The 22,754-nt window shown below is 62.4% G+C and carries 18 protein-coding genes and 3 pseudogenes; 14 read left to right on the forward strand and 7 right to left on the reverse strand.

What is annotated here, in order from left to right; translation table 11 throughout:
* Positions 1 to 306: 306 nt before the first annotated feature.
* Positions 307 to 799: pseudogene (locus AC1DT6_RS30325) on the forward strand (IS6 family transposase); the annotation flags it as partial.
* A gap of 66 nt (positions 800 to 865) precedes the next feature.
* Here the strand turns inward: AC1DT6_RS30325 and AC1DT6_RS30330 are convergent.
* Both AC1DT6_RS30330 and AC1DT6_RS30335 read right to left on the reverse strand, forming a co-directional pair.
* Positions 866 to 4,279: an adenylate/guanylate cyclase domain-containing protein gene (locus AC1DT6_RS30330; protein ID WP_441629649.1), complete on the reverse strand. Its 3,414-nt coding sequence runs from the start codon at positions 4,277 to 4,279 to the stop codon at positions 866 to 868.
* A gap of 642 nt (positions 4,280 to 4,921) precedes the next feature.
* Entirely contained in the window at positions 4,922 to 5,875 is a 954-nt protein-coding gene (locus tag AC1DT6_RS30335; RefSeq protein WP_441629650.1) for a LysR family transcriptional regulator, read from the reverse strand.
* A gap of 174 nt (positions 5,876 to 6,049) precedes the next feature.
* Between AC1DT6_RS30335 and AC1DT6_RS30340 the strand changes: the two genes are divergently transcribed.
* The 5 genes from AC1DT6_RS30340 (at position 6,050) to AC1DT6_RS30360 (ending at position 10,440) form a co-directional block, all read left to right on the forward strand.
* On the forward strand, positions 6,050 to 6,868 hold the full coding sequence (locus tag AC1DT6_RS30340; protein ID WP_441629651.1) for an enoyl-CoA hydratase/isomerase family protein: 819 nt from the start codon (positions 6,050 to 6,052) through the stop codon (positions 6,866 to 6,868).
* Positions 6,869 to 6,885: 17 nt separating this feature from the next.
* A complete protein-coding gene (locus AC1DT6_RS30345; protein ID WP_441629652.1) occupies positions 6,886 to 7,779 on the forward strand; it encodes an alpha/beta hydrolase in 894 nt (297 codons plus the stop codon).
* A 153-nt stretch (positions 7,780 to 7,932) separates the two neighbouring features.
* Positions 7,933 to 8,334: a tautomerase family protein gene (locus AC1DT6_RS30350; protein WP_441629653.1), complete on the forward strand. Its 402-nt coding sequence runs from the start codon at positions 7,933 to 7,935 to the stop codon at positions 8,332 to 8,334.
* A gap of 218 nt (positions 8,335 to 8,552) precedes the next feature.
* A complete protein-coding gene (locus tag AC1DT6_RS30355; protein WP_441629654.1) occupies positions 8,553 to 9,899 on the forward strand; it encodes an epoxide hydrolase family protein in 1,347 nt (448 codons plus the stop codon).
* Positions 9,900 to 9,963: 64 nt separating this feature from the next.
* Entirely contained in the window at positions 9,964 to 10,440 is a 477-nt protein-coding gene (locus AC1DT6_RS30360; protein WP_441629655.1) for a hypothetical protein, read from the forward strand.
* A gap of 78 nt (positions 10,441 to 10,518) precedes the next feature.
* On the opposite strand, the gene AC1DT6_RS30365 is transcribed toward AC1DT6_RS30360, so the two are convergent.
* Positions 10,519 to 10,686, reverse strand: coding sequence for a hypothetical protein (locus tag AC1DT6_RS30365; RefSeq protein ID WP_441629656.1), 168 nt, complete (start codon positions 10,684 to 10,686; stop codon positions 10,519 to 10,521).
* Positions 10,687 to 10,980: 294 nt separating this feature from the next.
* Between AC1DT6_RS30365 and AC1DT6_RS30370 the strand changes: the two are divergent.
* The 4 genes and pseudogenes from AC1DT6_RS30370 to AC1DT6_RS30385 form a co-directional block, all read left to right on the forward strand.
* Positions 10,981 to 11,162: pseudogene (locus tag AC1DT6_RS30370) on the forward strand (thiolase family protein); the annotation flags it as partial.
* Positions 11,163 to 11,343: 181 nt separating this feature from the next.
* Positions 11,344 to 11,802, forward strand: a complete 459-nt coding sequence (locus AC1DT6_RS30375; protein WP_441629657.1) for a MaoC family dehydratase — start codon at positions 11,344 to 11,346, stop codon at positions 11,800 to 11,802.
* 11 nt (positions 11,803 to 11,813) lie between these two features.
* Positions 11,814 to 11,915: pseudogene (locus AC1DT6_RS30380) on the forward strand (2-dehydropantoate 2-reductase N-terminal domain-containing protein); the annotation flags it as partial.
* A 231-nt stretch (positions 11,916 to 12,146) separates the two neighbouring features.
* Complete coding sequence (locus AC1DT6_RS30385) at positions 12,147 to 12,956, forward strand: oxepin-CoA hydrolase, alternative type (RefSeq protein ID WP_441629658.1); 810 nt, start codon at positions 12,147 to 12,149, stop codon at positions 12,954 to 12,956.
* A 71-nt stretch (positions 12,957 to 13,027) separates the two neighbouring features.
* Here AC1DT6_RS30385 and AC1DT6_RS30390 read toward each other — a convergent pair whose 3' ends face one another.
* The 4 genes from AC1DT6_RS30390 to AC1DT6_RS30405 all read right to left on the reverse strand — a co-directional run bounded on the left by AC1DT6_RS30390 (position 13,028) and on the right by AC1DT6_RS30405 (position 18,072).
* The gene (locus AC1DT6_RS30390; RefSeq protein ID WP_477111837.1) at positions 13,028 to 14,029 is read right to left on the reverse strand and encodes a Bug family tripartite tricarboxylate transporter substrate binding protein; all 1,002 of its coding nucleotides are present in this window, start codon (positions 14,027 to 14,029) and stop codon (positions 13,028 to 13,030) included.
* A 104-nt stretch (positions 14,030 to 14,133) separates the two neighbouring features.
* Positions 14,134 to 16,065: an acyl-CoA synthetase gene (locus AC1DT6_RS30395; RefSeq protein ID WP_477115172.1), complete on the reverse strand. Its 1,932-nt coding sequence runs from the start codon at positions 16,063 to 16,065 to the stop codon at positions 14,134 to 14,136.
* A 2-nt stretch (positions 16,066 to 16,067) separates the two neighbouring features.
* The gene (locus AC1DT6_RS30400; RefSeq protein WP_441629661.1) at positions 16,068 to 16,859 is read right to left on the reverse strand and encodes an enoyl-CoA hydratase/isomerase family protein; all 792 of its coding nucleotides are present in this window, start codon (positions 16,857 to 16,859) and stop codon (positions 16,068 to 16,070) included.
* 28 nt (positions 16,860 to 16,887) lie between these two features.
* Positions 16,888 to 18,072 carry an acetyl-CoA C-acyltransferase gene (locus AC1DT6_RS30405; protein WP_441629662.1) on the reverse strand — a complete coding sequence of 395 codons (1,185 nt, stop codon included), beginning with the start codon at positions 18,070 to 18,072 and terminating at the stop codon, positions 16,888 to 16,890.
* 354 nt (positions 18,073 to 18,426) lie between these two features.
* Between AC1DT6_RS30405 and AC1DT6_RS30410 the strand changes: the two genes are divergently transcribed.
* The 4 genes from AC1DT6_RS30410 (at position 18,427) to AC1DT6_RS30425 (ending at position 22,742) form a co-directional block, all read left to right on the forward strand.
* A complete protein-coding gene (locus AC1DT6_RS30410; RefSeq protein WP_441629663.1) occupies positions 18,427 to 18,906 on the forward strand; it encodes an SRPBCC family protein in 480 nt (159 codons plus the stop codon).
* Positions 18,907 to 18,968: 62 nt separating this feature from the next.
* A complete protein-coding gene (locus AC1DT6_RS30415; protein ID WP_441629664.1) occupies positions 18,969 to 19,508 on the forward strand; it encodes a 2Fe-2S iron-sulfur cluster-binding protein in 540 nt (179 codons plus the stop codon).
* A gap of 1 nt (position 19,509) precedes the next feature.
* On the forward strand, positions 19,510 to 21,885 hold the full coding sequence (locus AC1DT6_RS30420; protein WP_477115173.1) for a xanthine dehydrogenase family protein molybdopterin-binding subunit: 2,376 nt from the start codon (positions 19,510 to 19,512) through the stop codon (positions 21,883 to 21,885).
* Positions 21,882 to 22,742: an FAD binding domain-containing protein gene (locus AC1DT6_RS30425; protein WP_441629666.1), complete on the forward strand. Its 861-nt coding sequence runs from the start codon at positions 21,882 to 21,884 to the stop codon at positions 22,740 to 22,742. The genes AC1DT6_RS30420 and AC1DT6_RS30425 overlap by 4 nt, the downstream gene beginning before the upstream one ends.
* Positions 22,743 to 22,754: the final 12 nt, after the last annotated feature.

A 22,754-nucleotide genomic window follows, 5' to 3' on the forward strand; every position in this document is an offset into this window, starting at 1 on the left:
GACGACGTTGTCACACTGCTGTGGTCGTCGCGTAGGATCGCGATGAGGCCCCGTCGCCGGTTTCCGGCAGGGATCATTGGTCAGGCAGCGCGCCAAGCGCCGGATCGCAACCATATTGGCCTTTTCGATAACATATAGACCCGCATTTCACCGGGTTGGGCGGGGCCATGGTGGACCATGGTCGGGATATCATCCGCGAATGTCTGTTCTATGCTGCGAGGCCGAACTTCGAATGTCTCCTAAATGCGGCTCCGGTGCAAATCGGAGGGGCCGGTGGGTTACGCTCGGGTTTTTGACCTGCGTTAGAAGCTCAGCCTTCGAGACCTCGTTGGAATAATGACCGAGCGCGGCCTGTCGCTTTCGCACACGACGATCACGCGCTGGGTCAAACGCTTCACGCCGGAGTTCGTGAAGCGCTGGGATCGGTTTGGGAGATCCGCGGGTCGTTCATGGCGAGTCGACGAGACGTATGTGAAAAGCCGTGGCAAATGGGCTTACTTGGGCCAGCCCTTCCATAGTATCTATCTTTACCGTGCAGTTGATCGAGCGGGAAAGACGGTCGACTTCCGGCTCAGCGCCAAGCGCGATGTCGCTGCAGCCAAGGCCTTCTTCGCGAAGGCGATCAAGAGTCAAGGGCTCGCTCCGAAGACAATCACGCTGGACGGCTACGCGGCATCTCACCGCGCGGTGCGCGAAATGAAGACGGACGAGTTGCTGCCCCGGGCACGCGATGTTGCGATCGTCGAAGTACTTGAACAACTTGATCGAGCAGGATCACCGCAACATCAAGTCCAGGATCGCTGGGAGCACTTTCAGCACGAAGCAGATATTTGTGTGCGCGACATGGAGGGCGGGGGTCTTCGAATCAACCGCTGAACAGGGCATTCAGCAGGTCGTTGACCTGCGGCCAATCATCAGTGTCGAATCCTTCGGTGAAGGACTCATGCAGCCCGGCCAGTGTCTGTCGTGCAAGTTCCATCTTCCCCTCGCGTTGCCATAGCCGCGCGAGGCTTAGCGCGGCACGTAGTTCAAGCGATTTCGCATTTTGCTGGCGAGCGATATCGATCGCGTGATGAAAACATGCCTCCGCTGCCTCACGATCCGTTAACACGTGGGGCTGCGCGTTCGAGCGTTGGAGAAGCAGTTCGCCCTTGAGCCGATGCAACTCCGATTCATAATAGCGCTCCCCAGTGTTGCTCGTCATGGCCAGCGCGGCGGCCAACGCGTCCAACCCCGTCTGGAATTTCCCCGCCTTCCCATAGGTTTGAGCCAACAAGGCAAGGATATAAGGCAGGCCGAACTCGGCACCCGTCGTTTGGTAATCGGCCAGCCCTTGGCGCATCTGAGCGATGCCCTCGTCACTGTTTCCTTGCTCGGCTAGCGCCCATCCCCGCAGGACTGCTCCCCATGCGAGCCAGAACGGAAAGCCCTGTTCGGCCGAAAGGGCGATAGCGGCTTCAGCACACTCTCGCGTCAGTTGCACCTCATGCCGGTACTGATGCAGCTCGGCTGCATAGACGAGGCCGAGCGCCAGGCTAAAAGGATGACAAAGCTTCCGGGCCAGCGCCAGCGCCTCCTGACTTCGTTCGCTGGCCTGAACTGGAAAGCCCAGATACCAAAGGGTCCATGCCAAAAAGCTCAGTCCACGAACGCCGGGATCCTGTCCATAAAGTCCGGCGTGGGTGGGATGCTGTTCAGTCTTATAGTGCGCCAGCCCCTGCTCCAAGTGAGCTCGGGCCATGGGAAACTTGCCAAGAAAGAGTGAGGCTCCTCCCAGTGCGATATGCGCTTGTCCGAGTAACACCGGCTCTTGCGTGTTCTCAGCCAGGCTGAGTAGTCCCTCACCCAGTTCATACGCCGTCTGATGCTGTGCGCGAAGCAAGAAGAACATGCGCAATCCCAACTTCACCTGAAAGAGCTGCGGGGCTTCTCCGCATTTTTCACACAAAGCTAGCGCCCGAGTATAGTTTGTCTCCACCTCAGCTGCTGCATAACCTCTGGCAGCAATCAAGGCTTGGCCAAAGGTGACGCGCAATGTCAGTTCCTGGCGCGCGCGTTCTGGGGTGTCGGGCAGGTTATGGAGCAGATCCAAAGCCGCACCAATGTGACGGATGGCATCTAGATTAGCGGAACGCTCGACAGCCTGTTGCCCGGCGCAGTGCAAGTACTCCACCGCCTTGGGAGCATTGCCGCCCAAGCTGTAATGGTGTGCCAGCTCGCTGAAATGGTCTTTCAATTGCTGATGGAAAAGGGCCTCGATGGCTCTACCTGTGCGTTCATGTAGCGCACTGCGCTCTTCGGAAAGCAGGGAGTTGCTTGCGACTTCCTGGGTGAGGGCGTGTTTGAACGCATACCCCACCTCTGGAAAGGCTGGGCGCCCGTAGATGAACTCTCCCGCTTGCAAGCTGGCCAGCAAAGGATACAGGCGCTCTTCCCTTTGTCCCGAAACTTGCCGGACCAGGCTCAAAGGAAACTCCTTGCCGAGGATTGCCAGCGTTTGCAGCAGTTCCTTTTCTGCGATCGGCAGCCGATCCATGCGCGCCGCGAGCACGCCTTGTACCGTGGTCGGAATATGCAGCGTGGCGGGTGTCTTTTCGATGCTGTAATGGCCGCGTTCGCCGAGCAGCGCTTTTTCCTCGGCCAGCGTCTGGACGACCTCCTCTATGAAGAAGGGATTGCCCTCGGTCTTTTCCAGAATTAGCTGTTTGAGTGACCCGAGTACGGGGTCATCGCCCAACAGGACGCTGAGCAAGCCTTGCGCGTCGGACAGGCCCAAGGGGGCGAGCCGCACCTCAGTGCAATTGTCCTTGTGCCCCCAAGCGAACCGATACTCGGGCCGGTAGTTCAAGAGAACGAGGATCCGGACGTCCGCCGTCCGTTCGATGAGGTAGGCGAGAAACGCTTCAGTCTCGCTATCCAGCCATTGTAAATCTTCGAACAGGACGTCGACCGGTTGATTGCGGCTTTCGTGCACCAACAAACGTGAAATTGCCTCGAATGTGCGCTCACGCCTTAGGCTAGGGCCCATGTCAGCCAGCACCGAGCCGGGTTCGCTGATACCAAGCAAGTGAAGCAGATAGGGCAGGAGTTCTTCCAGGCTGCGCTCCAGCGTGAGCACCTTGCCCGTTACCTTTTCGCGGCACCGCCGCTCGTCGGCTTGGTCGATGATCTGAAAATAGTTCCTCAAGAGTTCGATGAGCGGCAAATAGGCAAAGGCTTTGCCGTGCGATACCGAGAAAGTCTCCAGCACCAGGCGGCCATGCTGGGACCGTGCCTTGAACTCGTGGAAGAGCCGCGACTTGCCGATCCCTGCCTCACCCGCCACGGCGACGATCTGCCCATATCCAGCCGTGGACTGCTCCAGCGCCCGGCGTAGCGTCTCCAGTTCGGTCTCTCGGCCCACGAAGCGTGCCAATCCGCGGTGCGCCGCTACTTGCAAGCGCGTGCGTAGCGCACCGAGAGCCAGCACCTCGTAGACTTGCAGCGGCTCGGGGATGCCCTTGACCTGGGTGGCGCCGAGCGCCTTGAACTCGAAGTATCCCTCCGCGAGCTTGTAGGTAGATTCGCTGACGAAAATAGATGAGGGCGCGGCCATCGTCTCCATCCGGGAGGCGATGTGGATCGTGTGCCCCACCGGGTCATAGTCGGCGTGCAGGTCGTCCTTGCGAATCGAACGCACGACCACTTCGCCCGTGTGTATGCCTACGCGGATCTGCAGCGAGAGGCCTTGTTCCAGCCGAAGCCGGTCGCTGTGCTTCCTCATCGTGTCCTGCATGCGCAGCGCCGCGTACAACGCCCGCTGGGGATGGTCCTCATGGGCAATAGGCGCGCCGAATAGTGCCAGGATCCCATCGCCCAGCGACTTGGCCACATAGCCCTCGTAATAATGCACGGCCTCCATCATCATCTCGATGACGGGGGTGATAAGGAGGTGGGCCTCCTCCGGGTCACGGTCGTGGATCAAAGCGGTCGAGCCGGCCATATCGGCAAACAGAACGGTGATAGTCTTGCGCTCACCGGCAGTCGCTCCGCGCGCTTCCAGAGCGGCTTGTTCGGCTCGGATGCGCTCGGCCAGGTGGAGCGGTGTGTAATGAACGGGGGCGGAAGACGATGCTTGTGTTGCGTCGCTGACGGGCATTCCGCATGCGGTGCAGAAGCGTGCCGTCGGACTTAGTGTGTGCCCACAGTGCCGGCAGACGCTTGTCAGCCGGGCGCCGCACTGCTCGCAAAAATTGGCTCCAACGGCATTCTCGAACCCGCAAATTGTGCAGCGCGCCATGGGGCCTCCCAGACTTCCTTCGGGCATTAGACGCCCCATTGCCTTTCGTCGCAAGATTGGCAAAGCGGAGCGGCATCGAATTCGTCAATGTCGTGCGTCACCAAGATACGAGGTACATAAGCACGGCTCAGTTCGGCGAGCGCTCGCACATAGTCGGTTGTTGCGATGACAGCACCGAAGCCGCTAGGTAGGACGCGGCAGCGACGGACGAGTCAGGTTTCGGGCGCAGTACGCACCGCCAATCAGTGTGCCGTTGGCTTCACCACAATGGGCTGTATCCACGACGTGCTAAGCGTGTGGGGGCGGCGCATGAAATGATTCTTCGCTACTGAACTGCGCAACTGGGTAGGCAAGGAGATCGGCTCCATCGCCGAGTTCAGGGACATCCGTTTGGCGACAACCCGCTCAAGAAGCGCTCTGGCAAGCGCTTGCGCTGCCAGCAATGTTGGTGCGCGTGCATCGGCTTGAGGGGCTTTGTCACGTTGAGGGGAAGAGATGCAATGGGCGCACGGTCACCCGTTCGCTCAGAAAACGCCAGACGGATTTTGGAGAACGCCGGCGATGAGACGCCCGATACCGTTCCCGTGTCATGGTCCTCACGTCTTCGAACGTCACAGTGACCGGGCGGAGGTGTGATGGTCTTCACGGCGTCGACGCACGCCTGCGGCGCGGCTGTGGCGTCCGTGGACCCGCAGCCCGCGCCAGGCCAAGCCGTTCCTTCAATCTCGGCACCGCAAAATCGATGAATGCCCGAAGCTTGAGCGGTATCTGGCCCTGGCCCGCGTATATCAGATTGACCGGCGCCGGTAACGGCTCGAAGGCTTCCAGCAGCATCTCGAGGCTGCCGGATTTCACCAGTTCTTCAATCTGGTACGACGCTACCCGTGCAATGCCGGCGGCCTCCACCGCGGCAACGACGGCAGCCTCCACCGAGTTCACCACAAGCCGGGACGGCACCTCGATCTTCAGTGGCCGGCCTTTCGAGAGAAATTCCCAGTTGCTGCCAACCGCATACCCTTCGTATGTCACGCAGTCGTGAGACAGAAGATCTTCAGGCCTTCCGGGTGCCCCACGCTGCTTCAGGTAGGCGGGGCTAGCGCATACCACTTCCCGAAGCAGGCCGATACGCGTGCCGATCAAGCTGCTGCTCGGTTGCTCTCCAATTCGCAGCACCAGATCCACCCGCTCGTCCAGCAGATTGACGATCCGGTCCGTCAATTGCACCCGCATGCGGACTTGCGGAAACGCACGCAGAAAGTCAACGATTATCGGCATGACGTGAATGCGGCCCATCACCGGAGGCACGCTGATCACGAGTTCGCCCTGCGGCGCATGATATTCGCCCGACGCCGTACGTTCGATTTCCGCGATCTCCTCCAGAACGCGCCGGCATGACGTCACATAGGCGCGCCCGGCTTCCGTCGGTGTCAGCTTGCGGGTACCGCGCACGAGTAACCGCACATTCAGGTGTGCCTCCAACTCCGACACGCGTCGGCTCACGGTCGCCAAAGGAATGCGAAGTTTTCGACTTGCGGCGGAAAGGCTTCCGGTGTCTATCGCCGCCAACAAAATGACCATCGCCTCGAGTCGATCCATGGCCTTCCACCGATGAAAGGGTAATTCCCAATTCTACCGGCTACTCAATGGACCCGGAGAGGCCTAGATTCTCTGTCTATCCGGCCGCGCCTTTGCATCCTTTGCGTCAACGTATCGGGCGCGCGACCACATGTTCCATGGACTGTTACCGGTCTTGCCCATCAGGAGCCAACCATGACGTTCGATACGCTGAAGGTGAACCGCGACGGAGCGGTTCTGTTCGTGGAAATATCCGCGCCGCCCATGAATCTGCTCGGACCCGGGCTCGTACGCGACCTGGTCACCCTGATCCGGGACGCCGAAGCCGATGACGGCACCAAGGTGCTCGTATTCAGCAGTGCCGACCCCGGCTATTTCATCTCCCACGTCGATGTGACGAAGGTTAAGGAGTATCGCGAGGAAGCCGCAAAGCTGACCGGTGAGCCATCGATCGCGTTGCTGTTCCGCCACCTCAGCTCCAGTCGGCTTGTCTCCATCGCACAGATCGAAGGGCGTGTGCGCGGCGCGGGCAGCGAATTCGTGCTGGCGTGCGACATGCGCTTTGCTGCGCGGGAAACCGCGGTGTTCAGCCAGATGGAAGCCGCGTTCGGATTGATTCCTGGCGGCGGTGCGGCCCAATCCCTCACCCGCCTGATGGGCCGCGGCCGGGCGCTCGAAGTGATGCTGAGCGCGTTGGACTACGATGCGGACACTGCGGAACGGTATGGATGGATCAACCGGGCGCTGCCCGCCGAGTCGCTCGGCGACTTCGTCGCATCGCTGGCGCGGCGCATTGCACGTTTTCCGGCGGCCGGGCACGTGATGGTCAAGGAGCGCGTCAATGCCATCGCGCTGGCTTCCGTCGAAGATTTTCGCCGCGATTCTGATCTCTTCGGGGAGAACGTGCGGTCCCTGCCAGCGCAACGCCGAATGGAAGCCGCCATGGCGCGCGGCTTCCAGACCCGCGAGGCGGAACTGGACCTCGCCCGGATGCTGGGCGAACTTGGCGAATGACAAGCAGGAGCGCATTGATGTTTCAGAAGCAAGACGTACGTTTCCCCGTCGAGGGTGGTATCGACCTGTCGGCATGGCTGTTTGTGCCGGAGCACCACACCGCGCCGCTGCCGGCCATCACCATGGCGCACGGCTTCGCGGGTACGAAATACCATGGCATCGAGTCGTTTGCCGAGGCCTTCGCAAAGGCCGGCTTTGTCGTACTGCTACACGATCACCGCAACTTTGGAGACAGTGGCGGCGCGCCAAGGCAAGACATCAATCCCTGGCAACAGATCGCTGATTGGCGCCGCGCAATCTCCTATCTGCAAGCGCGGCCGGAAGTCGACGAGAACCGCATCGGCATCTGGGGCACGAGCTTTGCCGGCGGGCATGCCATCGTGCTGGGCGCGACGGACCGGCGTCTGAAGGTGGTGGTGGCGCAAGCGCCCACCATCGACGGCCATGCCGCGGGTCTGCGGCGGATTCCGCCGGAGGCCGTCGCCGATCTCGAGGCCAGGTTCGCGGCCGACGAGCGGGCACAACTCAATGGCGAACCGCCGGCGATGCAGCAGATCGTCAGCAACGATTCCACCAGGCCGGCCGCCTACAGGGCAGCGGATGCCGTGAGCTTCTACCTTCGCCCGGTGCCGGACGGTGTCTGGGAAAACAGGATCACGCTGCGCTCAACGTGCTGGGCACGCATGTATTCGCCAGGAGACTTCATCGATCGCGTATCCCCGACCCCGCTGCTGATGCTGGTCGCCGAACGCGACCACATCGCCGTCACCGACCTGGCGCTCAAGGCGTACGAACTGGCACCGGAACCGAAGCGGATGGTCATGCTCAAGGGCGGCCACTTCGATCCCTACCTTGCGGAGCTTCCGAGCGCCTCGCGCGAGGCCGTCAACTGGTTCAGGATGAACCTCTGACGGCACGCACAGTTCGGTCGACGACCAGCCCCGCCTGGCGTCGCCCAGGCGAATCGCGCACGCCCATCGCGCACGTGCGTGATTCGCCTCGGGGCTGCCGGCCGAACGATGGCGCAATACATCGATCATCCCCTTGAGCACTGGAGATATCCCATGCCTGTATTTCACGCACACATCCCGAAAGGCCGGTTTTCACGCGAGCAGAAGATCGCAATTGGCAATGCACTGAATCGTTCGCTGGTCGTCGCGCTGGGCATTCCCGCTGGAGATCGGTTCATTGTGGTCAGCGAGCACGGCGACGACGAATTGTTCATCGATCCAACCTTTATGGAGATGGAGCGCTCGGCCGACGCGATGATCATCGAGGTCCAACTCGGCGCGCACCGGCCGGCTAGCGACAAGGCTGCACTGATGGCGGAAATCTGCCGCCAACTCGGTGACGCCGCGGAGATCTCTCCGGACGACATCTTCATTGCACTGATTCCGGTGCCGAATGAAAACTTCTCCTTTGGCCGAGGGGTCGCCCAGTTGGCAGGCATCGCGCCGCGGTGGTGAAGCCAACGCAAACACAGGAGTGTTGGCTGCCCGTCCAGGACATGCTCTGCGCATTCCACGTCATGGCATGAATTACGACCATATACGTCATGTACGACATGGCAAGCGCGAGGCCAGAAGGGGTCAACGGCGCAATCAGTCCCTAGCTGAAAACCCGGCTCTGCCGCATAGGGGCGCCCGGGAGCGACGGAAATTTGACACGAGATGATGGATTCTGAATGAAAACGTTTGATAACCCCGTCCCGGAAGCGAAACGGCTGACCCGTCGCGATTTTCTTGGCGTCTCCGCCGCGGCAGCAGGCTATGGCATCGGCCTGGCCGTGCTTGCCAGCGAGGCATCGGCCGCACAGGCGTCCGCTGGGACGGTCGGTGCCACAGATGCCATCCGCCCATACCGCGTATCCGTTCCGCAAGAGGCGCTGGTGGGTCTGCGCCGACGAATCGCCGCAACACGCTGGCCCACGCGCGAAACCGTCACGGATGAATCGCAGGGCGTTAGATTGGCGACCATGCAGCAACTCGCCCGCTACTGGGCGACCCAGCACGACTGGCGCAAAGTTGAAGCCCGGCTGAATGCCTTGCCGCAATTCATGACCACCATCGATGGCGTAGACATCCACTTCATCCACGTACGGTCGAAACACGCCAACGCGCTGCCCGTCATCATCACCCACGGTTGGCCCGGATCGGTGATCGAGCAGTTGAAGGTAATCGGCCCGCTTACGGATCCGACCGCCCATGGCGGCCAGGCAGCCGATGCGTTCGACGTCGTGATTCCGTCGATCCCCGGCTACGGGTTCTCCGGAAAGCCGACGACGACCGGCTGGGACCCGGTGCGCATCGCACACGCATGGACAGTGCTGATGCGCCGCCTCGGCTACAAGGAATTCGTGGCGCAGGGCGGCGACTGGGGCGACGCCGTGTCGGAGCAGTTGGCGCTGATCGCCCCGCCGGAGCTGCTCGGCATTCACGTCAATATGCCCGCGACCGTGCCCCCCGATGTATCAAGGGCGCTCAAGTATGGTGAGCCCGCGCCCACCGGCCTGTCCGCGGACGAGCAGCATGCATACGGGCAGTTGGACACCTTCTTCAAGCATGGCCTCGGGTACGCGATCGAGATGGCGAACCGCCCGCAAACGCTCTATGGCATCGAAGACTCTCCAATCGGCCTGGCTGGCTGGATCCTTGACCACGATGCTGCCAGTCTGTCGCTCATTGCACGGGTGTTCGATGGTCAAGCTGAGGGTCTCACGCGTGACGACATCCTCGACAACATTACGCTGTACTGGCTGACGAAAACCGCCATCTCTTCAGCGCGACTCTATTGGGAAAACAAGCTGGCGTTCTTCGATGTCAAGCACGTCACCATCCCGGTCGCCGTAAGCGTCTTCCCAGACGAAATCTATGCGGCGCCACGAAGCTGGGCCGAGCGAGCCTATTCAAAGCTCATTCACTACAACCGCCTCGAAAAGGGCGGTCATTTCGCGGCATGGGAACAGCCAAAGGCTTTCTCCGAGGAGTTGCGCGCGGGTTTCCGGCCCTTGCGTGCGGGAATCTCGGTGTAAAGCGGCCGTTTTCACGCCAAGTATTCCTTTGGACGACCAGCACTAGCCAACAAAGAAACTTTCCATGCCGACGATTCACTTGCACTACAAGACCACTTCGACGCCCGAGCGGTTCGTCGCCGGGCTTACGGACTTCGGGCCTGGTCGCTCGAGGCTCTTTGGCAACAGCACCGACGAATACCTGAAGGTGCATCACCGAGGCCCCTCTGAGGCAGACGTCACGGAGGGCTCGGGCGGCATCTGGGAACGCCTGCATTACAACTGGTCCAATCCCGATCGCGTCGTCATGACGACAATCGACTCCAACGTATGGGGAGGCCGGTCAGGCCATACCTATACGTTCACGCGTCTGCCTGACGGGACGACCGCGCTGGACGCAGTCGTGGTGCGGGAAGGCAAGAACATCAAAGGACGGGTGCTGGGGCTCGTGCTCGGAAGCATCGGCAGACATGTTTTGGGAAAAGCCTTTGCAAACAGCATCAGAGCCATTGAAGCCCGGAACGGCGTGGCAAGAGAGGAAAGCGCGTCGTGTGCCAGCTAGTCCTCAAGCGCGGGCGGCGATCCAGAGCAACGCGGAACTCCTGCGCGAGCTCGGCCATCGTCAGCGACTGGGGGCCGGTCAATTCGTAGATCTTGCCGATATGCGGCTCTGGGTTGGCCAGCACAGCAGCGGCGGCAGCCCCCACGTCGGCGGCGGCGATCGGAGAGTCTTGCCGTCGGCGAACGGCAGGCGGATGCCCTTGGCCGCCTGCAGCAGGAACATGCCGTCGAAGCAGCCACGTTGCATGGCAGGTTGCGGGCCTTGCCCGCCAGAGGAACACGAAAGAACAGAAGGGAAAATTGCAACTTGCAAGTGCGTCTGGGCGGTATATACTTTCATGTTGAAAGTAACTTGACGGCGTCCGCAAGAACGAGTCGCGCGGGCGGCGAAAGTGACCAAACTCGGCCTGGCCGCCAGCGTTGGCCGCGCGAGAGGGACCCGCAGGATGCTAAGTTTTTGCCAGGGAGAATGCGATGAATGCAAGAGATGTCGTGCTGTGCCAGCCCGTGCGGATCGCTGTTGGCGCCTACAACGGCTCCCATGGGCGATTCAGTGCTGCATGACAGCATGCTGTACGACGGACTGCACGACGCATTCTCCGGCGATTACTCGGGCTGGCATACCGAGGATCTTGCCGCTCGCTATGCGCTCAGCCGCGAGGCGCAGGATCGCTGGGCCGAACGTTGCAGCGGAATCTCGCGCTGGCACAGGCCAAGGGACGACGCGCCTGCTGCATGCCATGCGCGCGGATGACATCCGGCGCGGCATCGTCACGCTGTGCATCGGCGGCGGACAAGGGATTGCGCTGGGGCTCGAGGCGCTGGCCCGATCCGCCTTTGGGCGCCTCGCAACGGGTGCGCGCTGGTCCGTGAAAGCAGAGTAAAGAAATCTGGAGGAGCAAATATGAACATCCAATACATCGAGGATCTGGCGCCGGGCCAGAAATACGGTTCAGGGCGGCTGCCCGTCGAGCTGGACAGGATCAAATCCTTCGCTGCCGAGTTCGACCCGCAGCCTTTCCATCTTGACGAAGCGGCCGCCCGCGACACGCTGTTCCGCGGCTTGGCCGCGAGTGGCTGGCACACGGCGGCGCTGACCATGCGGTTGCTGGTCGACGGCGAGCTCCGGCCCGCGGGCGGCATCATCGGGGCGGGCTTCGAGGAGCTGCGTTGGCCCAAACCGGTGCGGCCTGGAGATGCGTTGCATGTCGAGAGCGAGATCCTGGAGGTGCGGACGTCCAAGTCGCGTGCCGATCAAGGCATCGTGAAGGTGCGCATCACAACCTTCAACCAGCATGACGAACCAGTGCAGGCCGGCGTCGTCAATCTGGTCGTGCAGTGCCGTCCCGCCGGTAACGCGTAGACGGGGGCGCCATGAAGATATTGGTACTCGGTGCCGGCGCCATGGGAGGCTACTACGGCGCGCGACTGATCGAGGCGGGCGCGGACGTCACCATTCTGGTACGACCCGCCCGCTGGACAGTTCATCGACCTGGGAGGCCTCGATGATGCGGGATATTGCCCAGGGCGCCGCACGCATCAAAGCCGAGGCCATCGTCGGCGATCTGATCGCTCGTGCAGCCGATCGCGGGCGCGAACTCCCGTTGAGCCGCACGCCTATTGCCACCTGCAGGTCTATGAGAGTCAGTGCGCTGCGCAACAGACTGCCGGCTGATCGGGCCTCTCTCCACTGACAGACTTCACGACATGACCACATTTTCCTCTTTGCTGCAGCGCACGGAAGGCCGCGTGCTGGTGCTCACCATCAACAATCCCGGCAAGCGCAACGCCATCGCGGCCGATCTCTATGACAACATCCGCGCCGCGCTGGCCGCTGCTGCGGAAAATCCGGAGATTGGCGCGATCGTACTAACTGGCGCCGACAACTACTTCTGTGCAGGCGGCGACCTGGAACTGATCAGCAAGCGGCGGGAACTGACCTATGAGGAGCGCATCGAGCGCCTGGGGCACTTGCACGACGTGGTGTGCAAGCTGCGCGACTTTCCCAAGCCGATCGTGGCAGCGGTCGAAGGCGGCGCGGCGGGTGCGGGCTTCTCGCTGGCATTGGCCTGCGACCTGCTTGTGGCATCCGCCAGCGCAGCCTTCTCGATTGCCTATGTGAAGGTGGGGCTGACGCCGGATGGCGGCATTACGGGCCTGCTGGCGCAAAGCCTGTCGCGGCAGGTGCTGACGCAGCTGGCGTTGACCGGCGATCGCATCACGGCGGAGCAACTGCAGCACTTCGGGGTCGTCAACCAACTGGTTGAAGCGGGACAGGCCGGCGCGGCGGCGATCGCGCTGGCGGACAGGCTTGCGCAAGGGCCACAGCAGGCCATGGCATCGATCAAGACGCTGTGCCGGCATGCCCATGAGCGCACGCTCGACGATCAGCTGGAAGCCGAACGGATCGCGATGGCCGTGGCCCAGGGCGGCGCCGAAGCCGCCGAAGGCATTGCTGCATTTCTTGGGAAGCGGCCCGCCGATTTTGCCAGCCTGCGCCGCGGCGATGCGGCGTAGCCGTGCCACCGCTGGCTGACCGCATTGCTACCGGGGCCTCCACCAGGCCCCAACCAGGCCCCAACTAGGCCTTATTGCCCCGCAAGCTTCAGGCTTTTGGCAATGCGGGTCAGTTTGGCGTGTTCGCTGTTCAGGAAGGCTTGCGCCTGGGCCATGGTCATTGGCTCAATCGCGCGCTGAAGGTTGACAGTGCGGCGGGTACGGTTCTCGGGGCTCGCCACCCAAGCATTCATGGCCTCCACCACGCGTGCCGTCACAGCGTCTGTTGTCTCCGGCGCGGCCAGCACGCCTGCCCACTGGCTGTATTCGAAATCGGCCAGGGCCTTGTTTTCAGCCAGCGCGGGCACATCGGGCAATGACGGATGCCGGGCCTTGCTGGCGACCCCGATCGGCTTGAAGCGGCCGGCCTTGATCATGCCGTAAGTCGGACCCCCCATGGGAATGAAGGTCAGGTCTACCTGTGAACCGGCGATGTCGCTGCTGACCGGCGCCGCGCCTTTGTATGGCACCTCCAGGAAGCGCACGCCGGTGCGGGCCTGGAAGTCGGCGCCGACCAGGTGGGGCGCCGAGCCGGGGCCCCAGTGTGCCAGCGACAGGGGACGGTTCTTCGGGTTCTTCGCGTAGACAATGACCTCGTCGACGTTCTTGAACGACAACGAGGGATTCGAGACCAGGATGAAATCCGAGATCCCGCTTAAGCCCGCCAGCCTGAACTTCTCCGGCGAATACCTAGCCGACGCAATGGTGAGCGGCGCGACCAGGAAGTCAATGCCGGTCGTGCCCAGCAACGTGTAGCCATCGCTGGCGCTGCGCAGTACGTTCATCGCGCAGATCGAGCCGCTTGCGCCCGGAAGGTTGTCGGCAATGACGCTCTGGCCCAGGCTCCGCTTCATCACGACGGCTGCTGCGCGAATCGATTCGTCCGCCGGACCTCCAGCGGGAAATGCGACCTTGACGACAATCGGCTTGCTCGGAAAGGGCGCTTGCGCTCGCAGCCAGGATGGGGCAAGCAGCGCCGGCGCGGCGCCGCAGGCAGCCTGCAGCAGGCGCCGGCGCGAAAGCTGGATTGTCATAGTTGTCTCCTTGATGGATTCGGCGAGCCGGCATGCCGGGCACGAGGCGCTGCCGGCATGCCACTCGCACTGCCTCTGGCGAGGCCCTGTTTTATAGGAATGGGCTACTCGTACACCACCGCGTACTTGATCGTCAGCGTCGTGAACGCTTTGCCGATGGTGGCTACCGCGACCTCCCTTTCTTCGTGGCCCAGGGTGGCGGGCAGCACCAGCGTGGACAAGATGCCCTGGTCCCCGCGATCCTCGATGCGGATATCGACAAGCGGAACTGGTGTGTCCGCCTTGACCTCGGCAAGCATCTGCCGCTGCGCTCGCAGTACCGCGTCAGTGCGCAGTGTGTTCTTCTGGATCTTGCCGACAGCAGTCTTTGGGACGGCATCGACCACGTAGAACTGCTTGGGCACGGCGRCGCGCTCCGGGATCACCTCATAGGCGTAGTGCTTGATGCGGCCGATCGGGAAGGTGCTGCCCGGCTTGAGCGCGATATACGCGACCGGCAGTTCGCCGGCATGCGCGTCCGGCAGGCCGACGGCGGCGGCATCGAATACCTCGGGGTGCCGATACAACGCTTCTTCGATCATGCGCGGATCGATATTGTTGCCGCCGCGGATGATCAGGTCCTTGGCCCGGCCGGTCAGCCAGAAGTAGCCATCCTCGTCCACATAGCCCAGGTCACCGGTATTGAACCAGCCGCCCTCGAACCAGATGCTCTGGTTCTGCTCCGGGTTCAGGTAGCCGGCGAAGATGTTGGGTCCGCGCACCACCACAATGCCAGGCTCGCCCGGTTCGCACTCGCGCTGGATCCGTCCACCGGCAGCCTTGACGACCCTCATCTCCTGGTAGGCCATGGGAAGGCCGATGGAGCCGATGCGCCGCTCGCCATAGCGCGGGTTGGTTGCGCTCAGCGCTGTGCCTTCGGTCAGACCATAGCCTTCGAAGATCATCGCCCCGGTCTTCTGCTCGAACGCCTCGGCGACGGCCACCGACAGCGGCGCCGTACCGCAGCTCGCCGCCTTGAGAGAGCTGATGTCAGCGTCGCCGATCGGAATGTTCAGGGCCATGTTCACCACGCTCGGCACCATGCCCAGCGCGGTGACCCCGAAGTGATCGACGATCTGCCAGAGATTGCGGATGACGGAAGGATCGCGCCAACCGCTGGACGTCAGCAGCACGACCGATGCGCCACGGGCGAGCGGCATCAGGCAATTGGTGAGCACGCCCGTAACATGGAACATCGGCACGCCGCAGACGCGCACGTCGTCTGGCTGGACGTCGATCTGCATCGCGCTTACCCAGGCCATCGCCACCTCGTTGCCATGGGTGTGGAGCGCAAGCTTGGGCGTGCCGGTGGTGCCACCGGTATGGAACATCGAGGCGGTATCCTGCGGCGAGAAGACCCGCTTGCTGTCGAGCGCATCGCCCTGGAAGCGGGAGATCTCGGTGTCGAGATCGACAATCCCTTCCTCGCTCGCCGTGCCCCCGCCGGCCTTGATCCAGTGCCGTACGTCGGGCAGATCGCGCCGCACCAACATGGCCTTGTTCCAGGCCTCAATATCCGCGTCGGGACCATAGGCGATCACCGCCTTAGCGCCAGCATTGCGCAGCAGTGCCGCGATAATCTCCGGCTCCAGCATCCAGTTGACCGGGCAGGCAATGCCCGTCGCCTCGCTGCCCCAGAGCGCGTGCTGCGACTCCGGTGTCACCGGCATCAGCACCCCGATGACATCATCGGGGCCCAGGCCCAGCGAGTGCAGCAGGTTGGCGGTCTGCGTGATGCGCCCGAACAGCTGCGCATGGGTAATGGAGATTGCCTTGCCCAGCTCGTCTCCGGAGGCGAAGTAGTGCAGGGCGGGAGCTTCCGGCGCACGGTCGCGCGCCAGGCGCAGCAACTCGTAGGTGCTGTGAGGCAGCTGACGGTCGGCAAGGGGCGTCTGCTCGAAATGCCTGATATCGGCGAGCGACGTCACTTGCAGACGCGGCTGGTAGGGATCGACCTGACCAGGGCTGGCCTGCATTCGTGTGTTGAACTGGGTCATGGTCAGGTTCCCTGGTAGACTGGACGGCGCTTGTTCAGGAACGCCTCGCCGCCTTCGTGCATATCGTCAGTGCTGAACAGCGTGGCAAAGGCAAGCTGCTCCAGCATCAGCGCCGTTTCGAGATTCGCGTCCTGGCCGTTGTTGATCATCAGCTTGGCCATGGCAATGGAGTGCGGCGATTTCTCGGCGATGCGTTGCACATAGGTCTTCGCTTCCTCCAGCACCTGGCTGGCGGGCACCACCTTGTTGACGAGTCCGATGCGGTAAGCCTCGTCCGCCTTGATGATTTCGCCGGTAAAGATCATTTCCTTGGCGCGTGTTGCCCCGACCAGCCGGGTCAGCCGTTGGGTGCCGCCACGCCCCGGAATCAGGCCTACGTTCGTTTCGGTCTGGCCGAGCAGGGCATTGTCCGCGGCCACGCGCAGGTCGCACGCCATGGCCAGCTCCAGGCCGCCCCCAAAGCACGGTCCTGCAATGGCTGCGATCACGGGGATGGTGCTGTGGTGAATCAGCGCCCACAGGTCGGGCGCACCGCTGGTCGGGACGAAGGCCTCGATCGGGCGGCGTGCGAGCATCTCGGGAATGTCGCCCCCGGCGACGAACGCCTTGGTACCGCCCCAGAGGACGATGCCGCGAACGGTCCGGTCGGCCATCAGCGAGGACAGCGCCGCGTATAGGTCAGTGCGAAGTGTTGTGTTGAGGGCGTTGTACTTCTCCAGCCGATTCATGGTGACGACGGCACAGGGGCCGTCCCGGTCCACGAAGACGGTTTCGTACTCGGTGATATTGCTCATCTGGTGTCTCCTGTTTTTTGGGGTTCGTTCAGTGAATGAACTCGAAGAGCCCGGCTGCGCCCATGCCGCCGGCTGCGCACATGGTCACGACGCCATACTTGGCCTTGCGGCGACGCCCTTCGAGCAGGATATGGCCGACCTGGCGTGCGCCAGTCATGCCATACGGATGACCGATGGCGATGGCGCCGCCGTTGACGTTGACGCGCTCCAGCGGCAAGCCCAGTTGGTCGATGCAATACAGCGCCTGGCAACCGAACGCCTCGTTGAGTTCCCACAGGTCGATGTCGTCGATGGAGAGCTCGTTGCGCTCCAGCAGGCGCGGGACCGCACGGACCGGGCCGACACCCATTTCGTCCGGCTCGACGCCCGCGGTGGCCAGGCTCACGAAATACCCCAGGGGTTCGAGGCCGCGCCGTTCCGCTTCGCGCTCAGACATCACGACCAGCGCCGCGGCGCCGTCCGACAACTGGCTGGAATTTCCGGCCGTGACCTGGTAACCCTCGCCCTTCACGGCGGGCAGCACGCGCAGCTTTTCCAGCGTGGTGTCGGCGCGGGCACCTTCGTCAGCCTCGAGCAGGAAATCCACCATGGAGGTCTCGCCGGTCTCCTTGTTTGTCACTGACTTGATTGATGCGAGGGAAACAATCTCTTCAGCGAAACGGCCTGCCTTCTGTGCTTCGACGGTCAACTGCTGGCTACGCACCGAGAACTCGTCGGCGCGCTCTCGCGACATGCCATAGCGCTTGGCTAGGATCTCCGCGGTATCGATCATGTGTAGATAGACATCGGGGCGATTCTGTGCGAGCCAGGCCTCTTGCTGGGCGACCTTGAGCGTGACCGGCTGCGACAGGCTGATGGACTCGACGCCGCCCGCCACCATCACCGGCACCTTGTCGATCAAGACGCGCTGCGCGGCAAAGGCGACCGCCTGCAGGCCGGACGCACAGAAGCGAGTCAGCGTGGTGCCGCTCACGGACACGGGCAGTCCAGCGCGGATGCCGCCTGCGCGGGCAACGTTGCCACCGGTGGCGGCGATGGGTTGGCCGCAGCCAAAGATGATGTCTTCGACTTCCCCGCCGTCGATTCCCGCGCGCTCGACGGCATGGTGGATGACGTGGCCTGCCATGGTCGCCCCATGGGTCATGTTGAATGCGCCTCGGCTGGCTTTGCCGATCGGGGTGCGGGCATACGAAACGATTACTGCGCGAGACATGGATTCTCCTTTGGTGTGGATGGATGCAGACACCCTCAGTCTGCCAGGTCAAATATAGACGGTGGATACATTAAACGGTGCATCATTCATTGGAACGAACGAACAGACGGCAGCGATGAACGTTTCAGGTACCTTGCCGCGCCGCTTTGTCCAAAATTCTCTTTGCGCCCGCTCAGTGTATCCACTGTCTACATCGTAGGCGGGCGAACTTGGCAACGTCAAGAATTCGTGAGCATTGTTCGGGTTTACCTGCCTCCCCATCTCTTGACGGTCCCCAACACGCTCTCTAGGATATAGACACTGACTATATTGACGTTGGGCCGAAAGGGGCGATACAAAACGGAGGGGTAGAAATTGGAATTCACTGGTGAAACAGTCATCAAGGCGTCCAGGGAAGAGGTCTGGAAGCGGTTGAATGATCCGGCTACGTTCCAGCAATGCTTGCCGGGATGCGAGCAATACCTGCAGGGCGATGACGGCGGCTATGACGCGGTAATCGTCGCCGCTGTCGGGCCGATCAAGGCGCGTTTCAAGGGCACGGCCCGCTTCTCCGACCACAGGGAGGGCATTGGTTATCACATCGAGGGCAGCGGCAGTGGTGGCATCGCGGGCTTCGGCAAGCTGGGCGCCGACGTCCGGCTGGAAGTCGTCGAAGGCGGCACGGCCCTGCATTACGTTGCCGCAGCGCAGATGGGAGGGAAACTGGCACAGATCGGATCCCGCCTGGTCGGCGCCGTGGCGAACAAGTTCCTAGCGGAGTTCTTTTCCCGCTTTGAAAAGCTGGTGAGTCTTGAGGAAGGTGGGGGCAGCTCCCTTGCGTCGTCCCCTGACTAGGCTCGGCCGGCCAGGGAAGATCAGCTCTTTTTTTTCTTCCATAGTATGATAATCATAATACTATGACTGTGAAGCCCGGCGCTGATGCCGGCGGGGCAAACGGAGACACAGAGGCGACAGTGAAAATAGAGAACACTATCAATGGCGTGAGCGGCACAACAGAGATCGAGCCGAGGCGGCTCCTGGTGCATTTGCTGCGGGACCAGAAACGCCTGACCGGCGTCCACATCGGTTGTGACACCTCGCAGTGCGGCGCCTGCACGGTGCTGATCGACGGAACGACCGTGAAGTCGTGCACCGTACTTGCTGCCCAGACCGATGGCTGCGAGCTCCATACTATCGAAGGGATGGACAACGATCACACGACGACCGTCCTGAAGGAAGCCTTCAACGAGCTGCATGGTCTCCAGTGTGGATTCTGTACCCCGGGAATGCTGCTTGCGGCACGCGCGCTCCTTGCACATCAGGCAGCGCCTTCCGAACACGAAGTCAGGGAAGCGCTGCACGGCAACCTGTGCCGCTGCACCGGGTACCAAAACATTGTCGACGCAGTGCTGCTCGCCGCGACGAGGCTGCAGTCCGCTTCCCGTGAGGAGGATTGAGATGAGCGAAGCACAGAACGGTAGTGCGACCAAGTACATCGGCAAGTCCGTCAGGCGCCGTGAAGACAAGCGGTTGATGAGCGGTCGGGGCAAGTTCACCGATGACCATCAGTTCCCGGGAATGGTCTTCGCGGCCTTCGTCAGGTCGCCCTTTGCTCACGCCAACGTACGCGGCATCGATACGGCGGACGCGCGGGCACTGCCTGGCGTGATCGGCGTACTGACCTACGCCGACCTCCGGGGCAAGGTCGGCGACATCCGGCCGAACTGGGTCGTGGGCAACTCGAAGGTGCCGCCGCATCCTCCCCTTGCCGCCGACCGCGTGCGATACGCCGGAGAGGCCGTGGCGTTGGTGGTGGCACAGACGCGCGAGATCGCGGCGGATGCCGCCGAGCTTGTCACGGTCGACTACGAGGAGCTTCCGACAGTCGTCGACGCGGAAGCTGCGCTGACTGCGTCGGCGCCCCAGCTCCACGACAATGTCCCCGGCAATCGCATTGGCGTCTTCCGGCAAAAGGGTGGCAACTACGAGGAGGCGGTGAAGCAAGCTGACCGGGTCGTGTCGATCCGGCTGGTCAACCAGCGGCTGATACCCAGTCCCCTTGAGCCTCGGGCCCTTTGTGCGAACTTCGATCCCATTGAAGAGCGCCTGACGTTTATCGTCCCCACGCAGGTCCCGCATATGTCGCGGCGTTGGCTGGCGGAAACGCTCAGGTGGCCGGAACACCGGATCCGGCTGGTGGCGCCGGATATCGGCGGCGGCTTCGGCGCGAAAATGCACTTCTATGCGGAAGAGGTGCTGGTGGCGTTCGCATCCCGGCACTTCGGCCTTCCGGTCAGCTGGACCGAGACGCGCAGCGAGAACCATGTTGCGACCACGCACGGCCGTGCGCATACGGAATACGTGGAAGCACCTGTCACCAGGGACGGCAAGGTGCTGGGAATCAGGTTGCGATCGTTCGCCAATCTCGGCGCCTATCTCTCCAATATGGCGACCGGCATCCCTACCATCAACACGGCCAACTACATCACGGGAAACTACCAGATATCGTCGGTCGACACGGAGGTCCATCTGGTGACGACCAACACCACGCCGGTCGACGCTTATCGGGGCGCCGGACGGCCGGAAGCCGCCTATATCATCGAGCGGCTGATGGATGCGGTGGCCGGGGAACTCGACATCGATCCGGTCGAACTGCGACGCCGCAACCTGGTGCGGGCGGATCAGTTCCCTTACCAGCCACACGACGGCGCGCGCGGCAAATGGGACTCCGGCGACTACGAGGCCTGCCTGACCAAGGCGACCAAGCTGATCGGCTACCAGCGTTGGCGGGAAGAGCAAGCGACGCTGCGTAAGCAGGGTAAATACATCGGCATCGGGGTGATCTGCTATCTCGAGCTCGTAGGAATGGGCATTTCGCCGATGCTGGAGAAGGTCGGCTTCGACCGGGGCGGCTGGGAGAGCGCGCATGTCCGCGTGYATTCCGATGGCAAGGTCACGCTTTTCAGCGGATCGATGCCGCAAGGCCACGGCCACGCCACGAGCTTTGCGCAGATCGTCGCGGAGGTCCTGCAACTGCCGATGGACGATATCGATGTCGTTCAGGGCGACACCGACCGCGTGCTGGCGGGCCATGGCACCTTCAATTCGCGGTCAATGCCCGTAGGGGGAAGCGCTGCCTATATGGCGGCGAGCAAAATCCTGGCAAAAGCACGCCGGATTGCCGGTCTCATGCTGGAGGTTCCTGAAGAGGAGGTTCACTATGCGGATGGCCAGTTCACAAGCGCAGCCAACCCCACCGTTATTCCCTTTGCGCGGGTCGCAAGAATGGCATATCTTGCGCACAAGCTGCCGAGGGACGTTGAAGCCGGCCTGGATGAACGCGTTTTCTATGAGCCGGCCGCCCTGGGAGCGCCGAACGGTTGCCATGCAGTTGTCGTGGAGGTCGATGCGGAGACCGGCACGGTGACGATTCTCGACTATGTGGCGGTGGATGACGTTGGCGTCATGATCAATCCCATGCTCTGCCACGGCCAGATGCACGGCGGGATCGCGCAAGGCATCGGCCAGGCCTTGTTCGAAGAGGCCAAATATGACGAGGCCGGGCAACTGCTTTCGGGTTCGCTGCTCGACTATGGATTCCCGCGCATCGAGCAGATACCTCGCATGCGCACCGGTTTCCACGTTTCTCCGGCGCCGTCCAACCCGCTGGGCGCGAAGGGGATCGGTGAGGCCGGTTGCGTAGGGGCGCCGCCCGCGATCGTCGCGGCGGTATGCGATGCATTGAAGCCATTCGGCATATCCCATCTCGATATGCCCCTAACGCCGCCAAAGATCTGGCGTGCGATTCACGAGACGAGCCGGAGTGCGACATGATTCCCTACGAAGTCGAGTACCTCAGGGTGGGCAGTGTGCAACAGGCGATCTCCGTGCTGGCGCAGAACCCCGACGCCAAGATCCTTGCCGGCGGCCATACGCTGCTGCCGATGATGAAACTGAGACTGGCCAGGCCGGCCTTACTGGTCGATATCGGCCGCCTGCCTGAACTCCGTGGCATCGCGGTACATCAGGATGGCATCTCGATCGGCAGCGCGACGACGCACGCCGAACTGGAAGCGAGCTCGGAACTTAAGCAGCTGGCACCGCTGTTTCCGCTCGCCGCGAGCGTGATTGCCGATCCGACGGTCAGGAACCGCGGGACGATCGGCGGAGCGCTCGTGCACGCCGACCCTTCGGCCGACTGGCCGGCTGTAGTGCTTGCGGCCGGAGCCGAGATGGAGATAGCGGGCGCACAAGGCACGAGGCGCATCCCCGCGCATGAGTTCTTTGTCGACTTCATGTCTTCGGTCGTGCAGCCAGACGAAGTCCTGACGCGTATCCATGTGTTATTGCCGGCCGCAACGCGGGTCGCATACCGCAAGTTCAGGCATCCTTCGTCAGGTTACGCGGTGGCCGCTGCAGCGGTCGCGATCGGCGTGGTCAACGATAGCTACGCCTGGGGGCGGATCGGTATCACCGGCGTCGCCGACACGGCATTCCGCGCAACGGCGGCGGAGACATTGCTGGAAGGCAACTTCACCGACATTAGGGATAAGGCCGACGCCATCGTCGAGGCGGCATTCGCCAACGTGACCCCGCTGGAAGACAACTTTGCGGATGGCCCATACCGGCTTCAGCTGGGCAGGGTCATGCTGAAGCGGGCGCTTCTCGAAGCCCTCGAACCACGGGGCTGAAGTGTTGCAACG

Source organism: Cupriavidus sp. 01L45, from assembly GCF_056399885.1.

Bases quoted from the DNA above. Each gene is read 5' to 3' on its own strand.
- AC1DT6_RS30340 (WP_441629651.1), top strand. From the start codon at position 6,050: ATGACGTTCGATACGCTGAAGGTGAACCGCGACGGAGCGGTTCTGTTC.
- AC1DT6_RS30385 (WP_441629658.1), top strand. From the start codon at position 12,147: ATGACCACATTTTCCTCTTTGCTGCAGCGCACGGAAGGCCGCGTGCTG.
- AC1DT6_RS30345 (WP_441629652.1), top strand. From the start codon at position 6,886: ATGTTTCAGAAGCAAGACGTACGTTTCCCCGTCGAGGGTGGTATCGAC.
- AC1DT6_RS30365 (WP_441629656.1), bottom strand. From the start codon at position 10,686: ATGCAACGTGGCTGCTTCGACGGCATGTTCCTGCTGCAGGCGGCCAAG.
- AC1DT6_RS30335 (WP_441629650.1), bottom strand. From the start codon at position 5,875: ATGGATCGACTCGAGGCGATGGTCATTTTGTTGGCGGCGATAGACACC.
- AC1DT6_RS30400 (WP_441629661.1), bottom strand. From the start codon at position 16,859: ATGAGCAATATCACCGAGTACGAAACCGTCTTCGTGGACCGGGACGGC.
- AC1DT6_RS30330 (WP_441629649.1), bottom strand. From the start codon at position 4,279: ATGGCGCGCTGCACAATTTGCGGGTTCGAGAATGCCGTTGGAGCCAAT.
- AC1DT6_RS30375 (WP_441629657.1), top strand. From the start codon at position 11,344: ATGAACATCCAATACATCGAGGATCTGGCGCCGGGCCAGAAATACGGT.
- AC1DT6_RS30425 (WP_441629666.1), top strand. From the start codon at position 21,882: ATGATTCCCTACGAAGTCGAGTACCTCAGGGTGGGCAGTGTGCAACAG.
- AC1DT6_RS30390 (WP_477111837.1), bottom strand. From the start codon at position 14,029: ATGACAATCCAGCTTTCGCGCCGGCGCCTGCTGCAGGCTGCCTGCGGC.
- AC1DT6_RS30360 (WP_441629655.1), top strand. From the start codon at position 9,964: ATGCCGACGATTCACTTGCACTACAAGACCACTTCGACGCCCGAGCGG.
- AC1DT6_RS30405 (WP_441629662.1), bottom strand. From the start codon at position 18,072: ATGTCTCGCGCAGTAATCGTTTCGTATGCCCGCACCCCGATCGGCAAA.
- AC1DT6_RS30350 (WP_441629653.1), top strand. From the start codon at position 7,933: ATGCCTGTATTTCACGCACACATCCCGAAAGGCCGGTTTTCACGCGAG.
- AC1DT6_RS30415 (WP_441629664.1), top strand. From the start codon at position 18,969: ATGACTGTGAAGCCCGGCGCTGATGCCGGCGGGGCAAACGGAGACACA.
- AC1DT6_RS30355 (WP_441629654.1), top strand. From the start codon at position 8,553: ATGAAAACGTTTGATAACCCCGTCCCGGAAGCGAAACGGCTGACCCGT.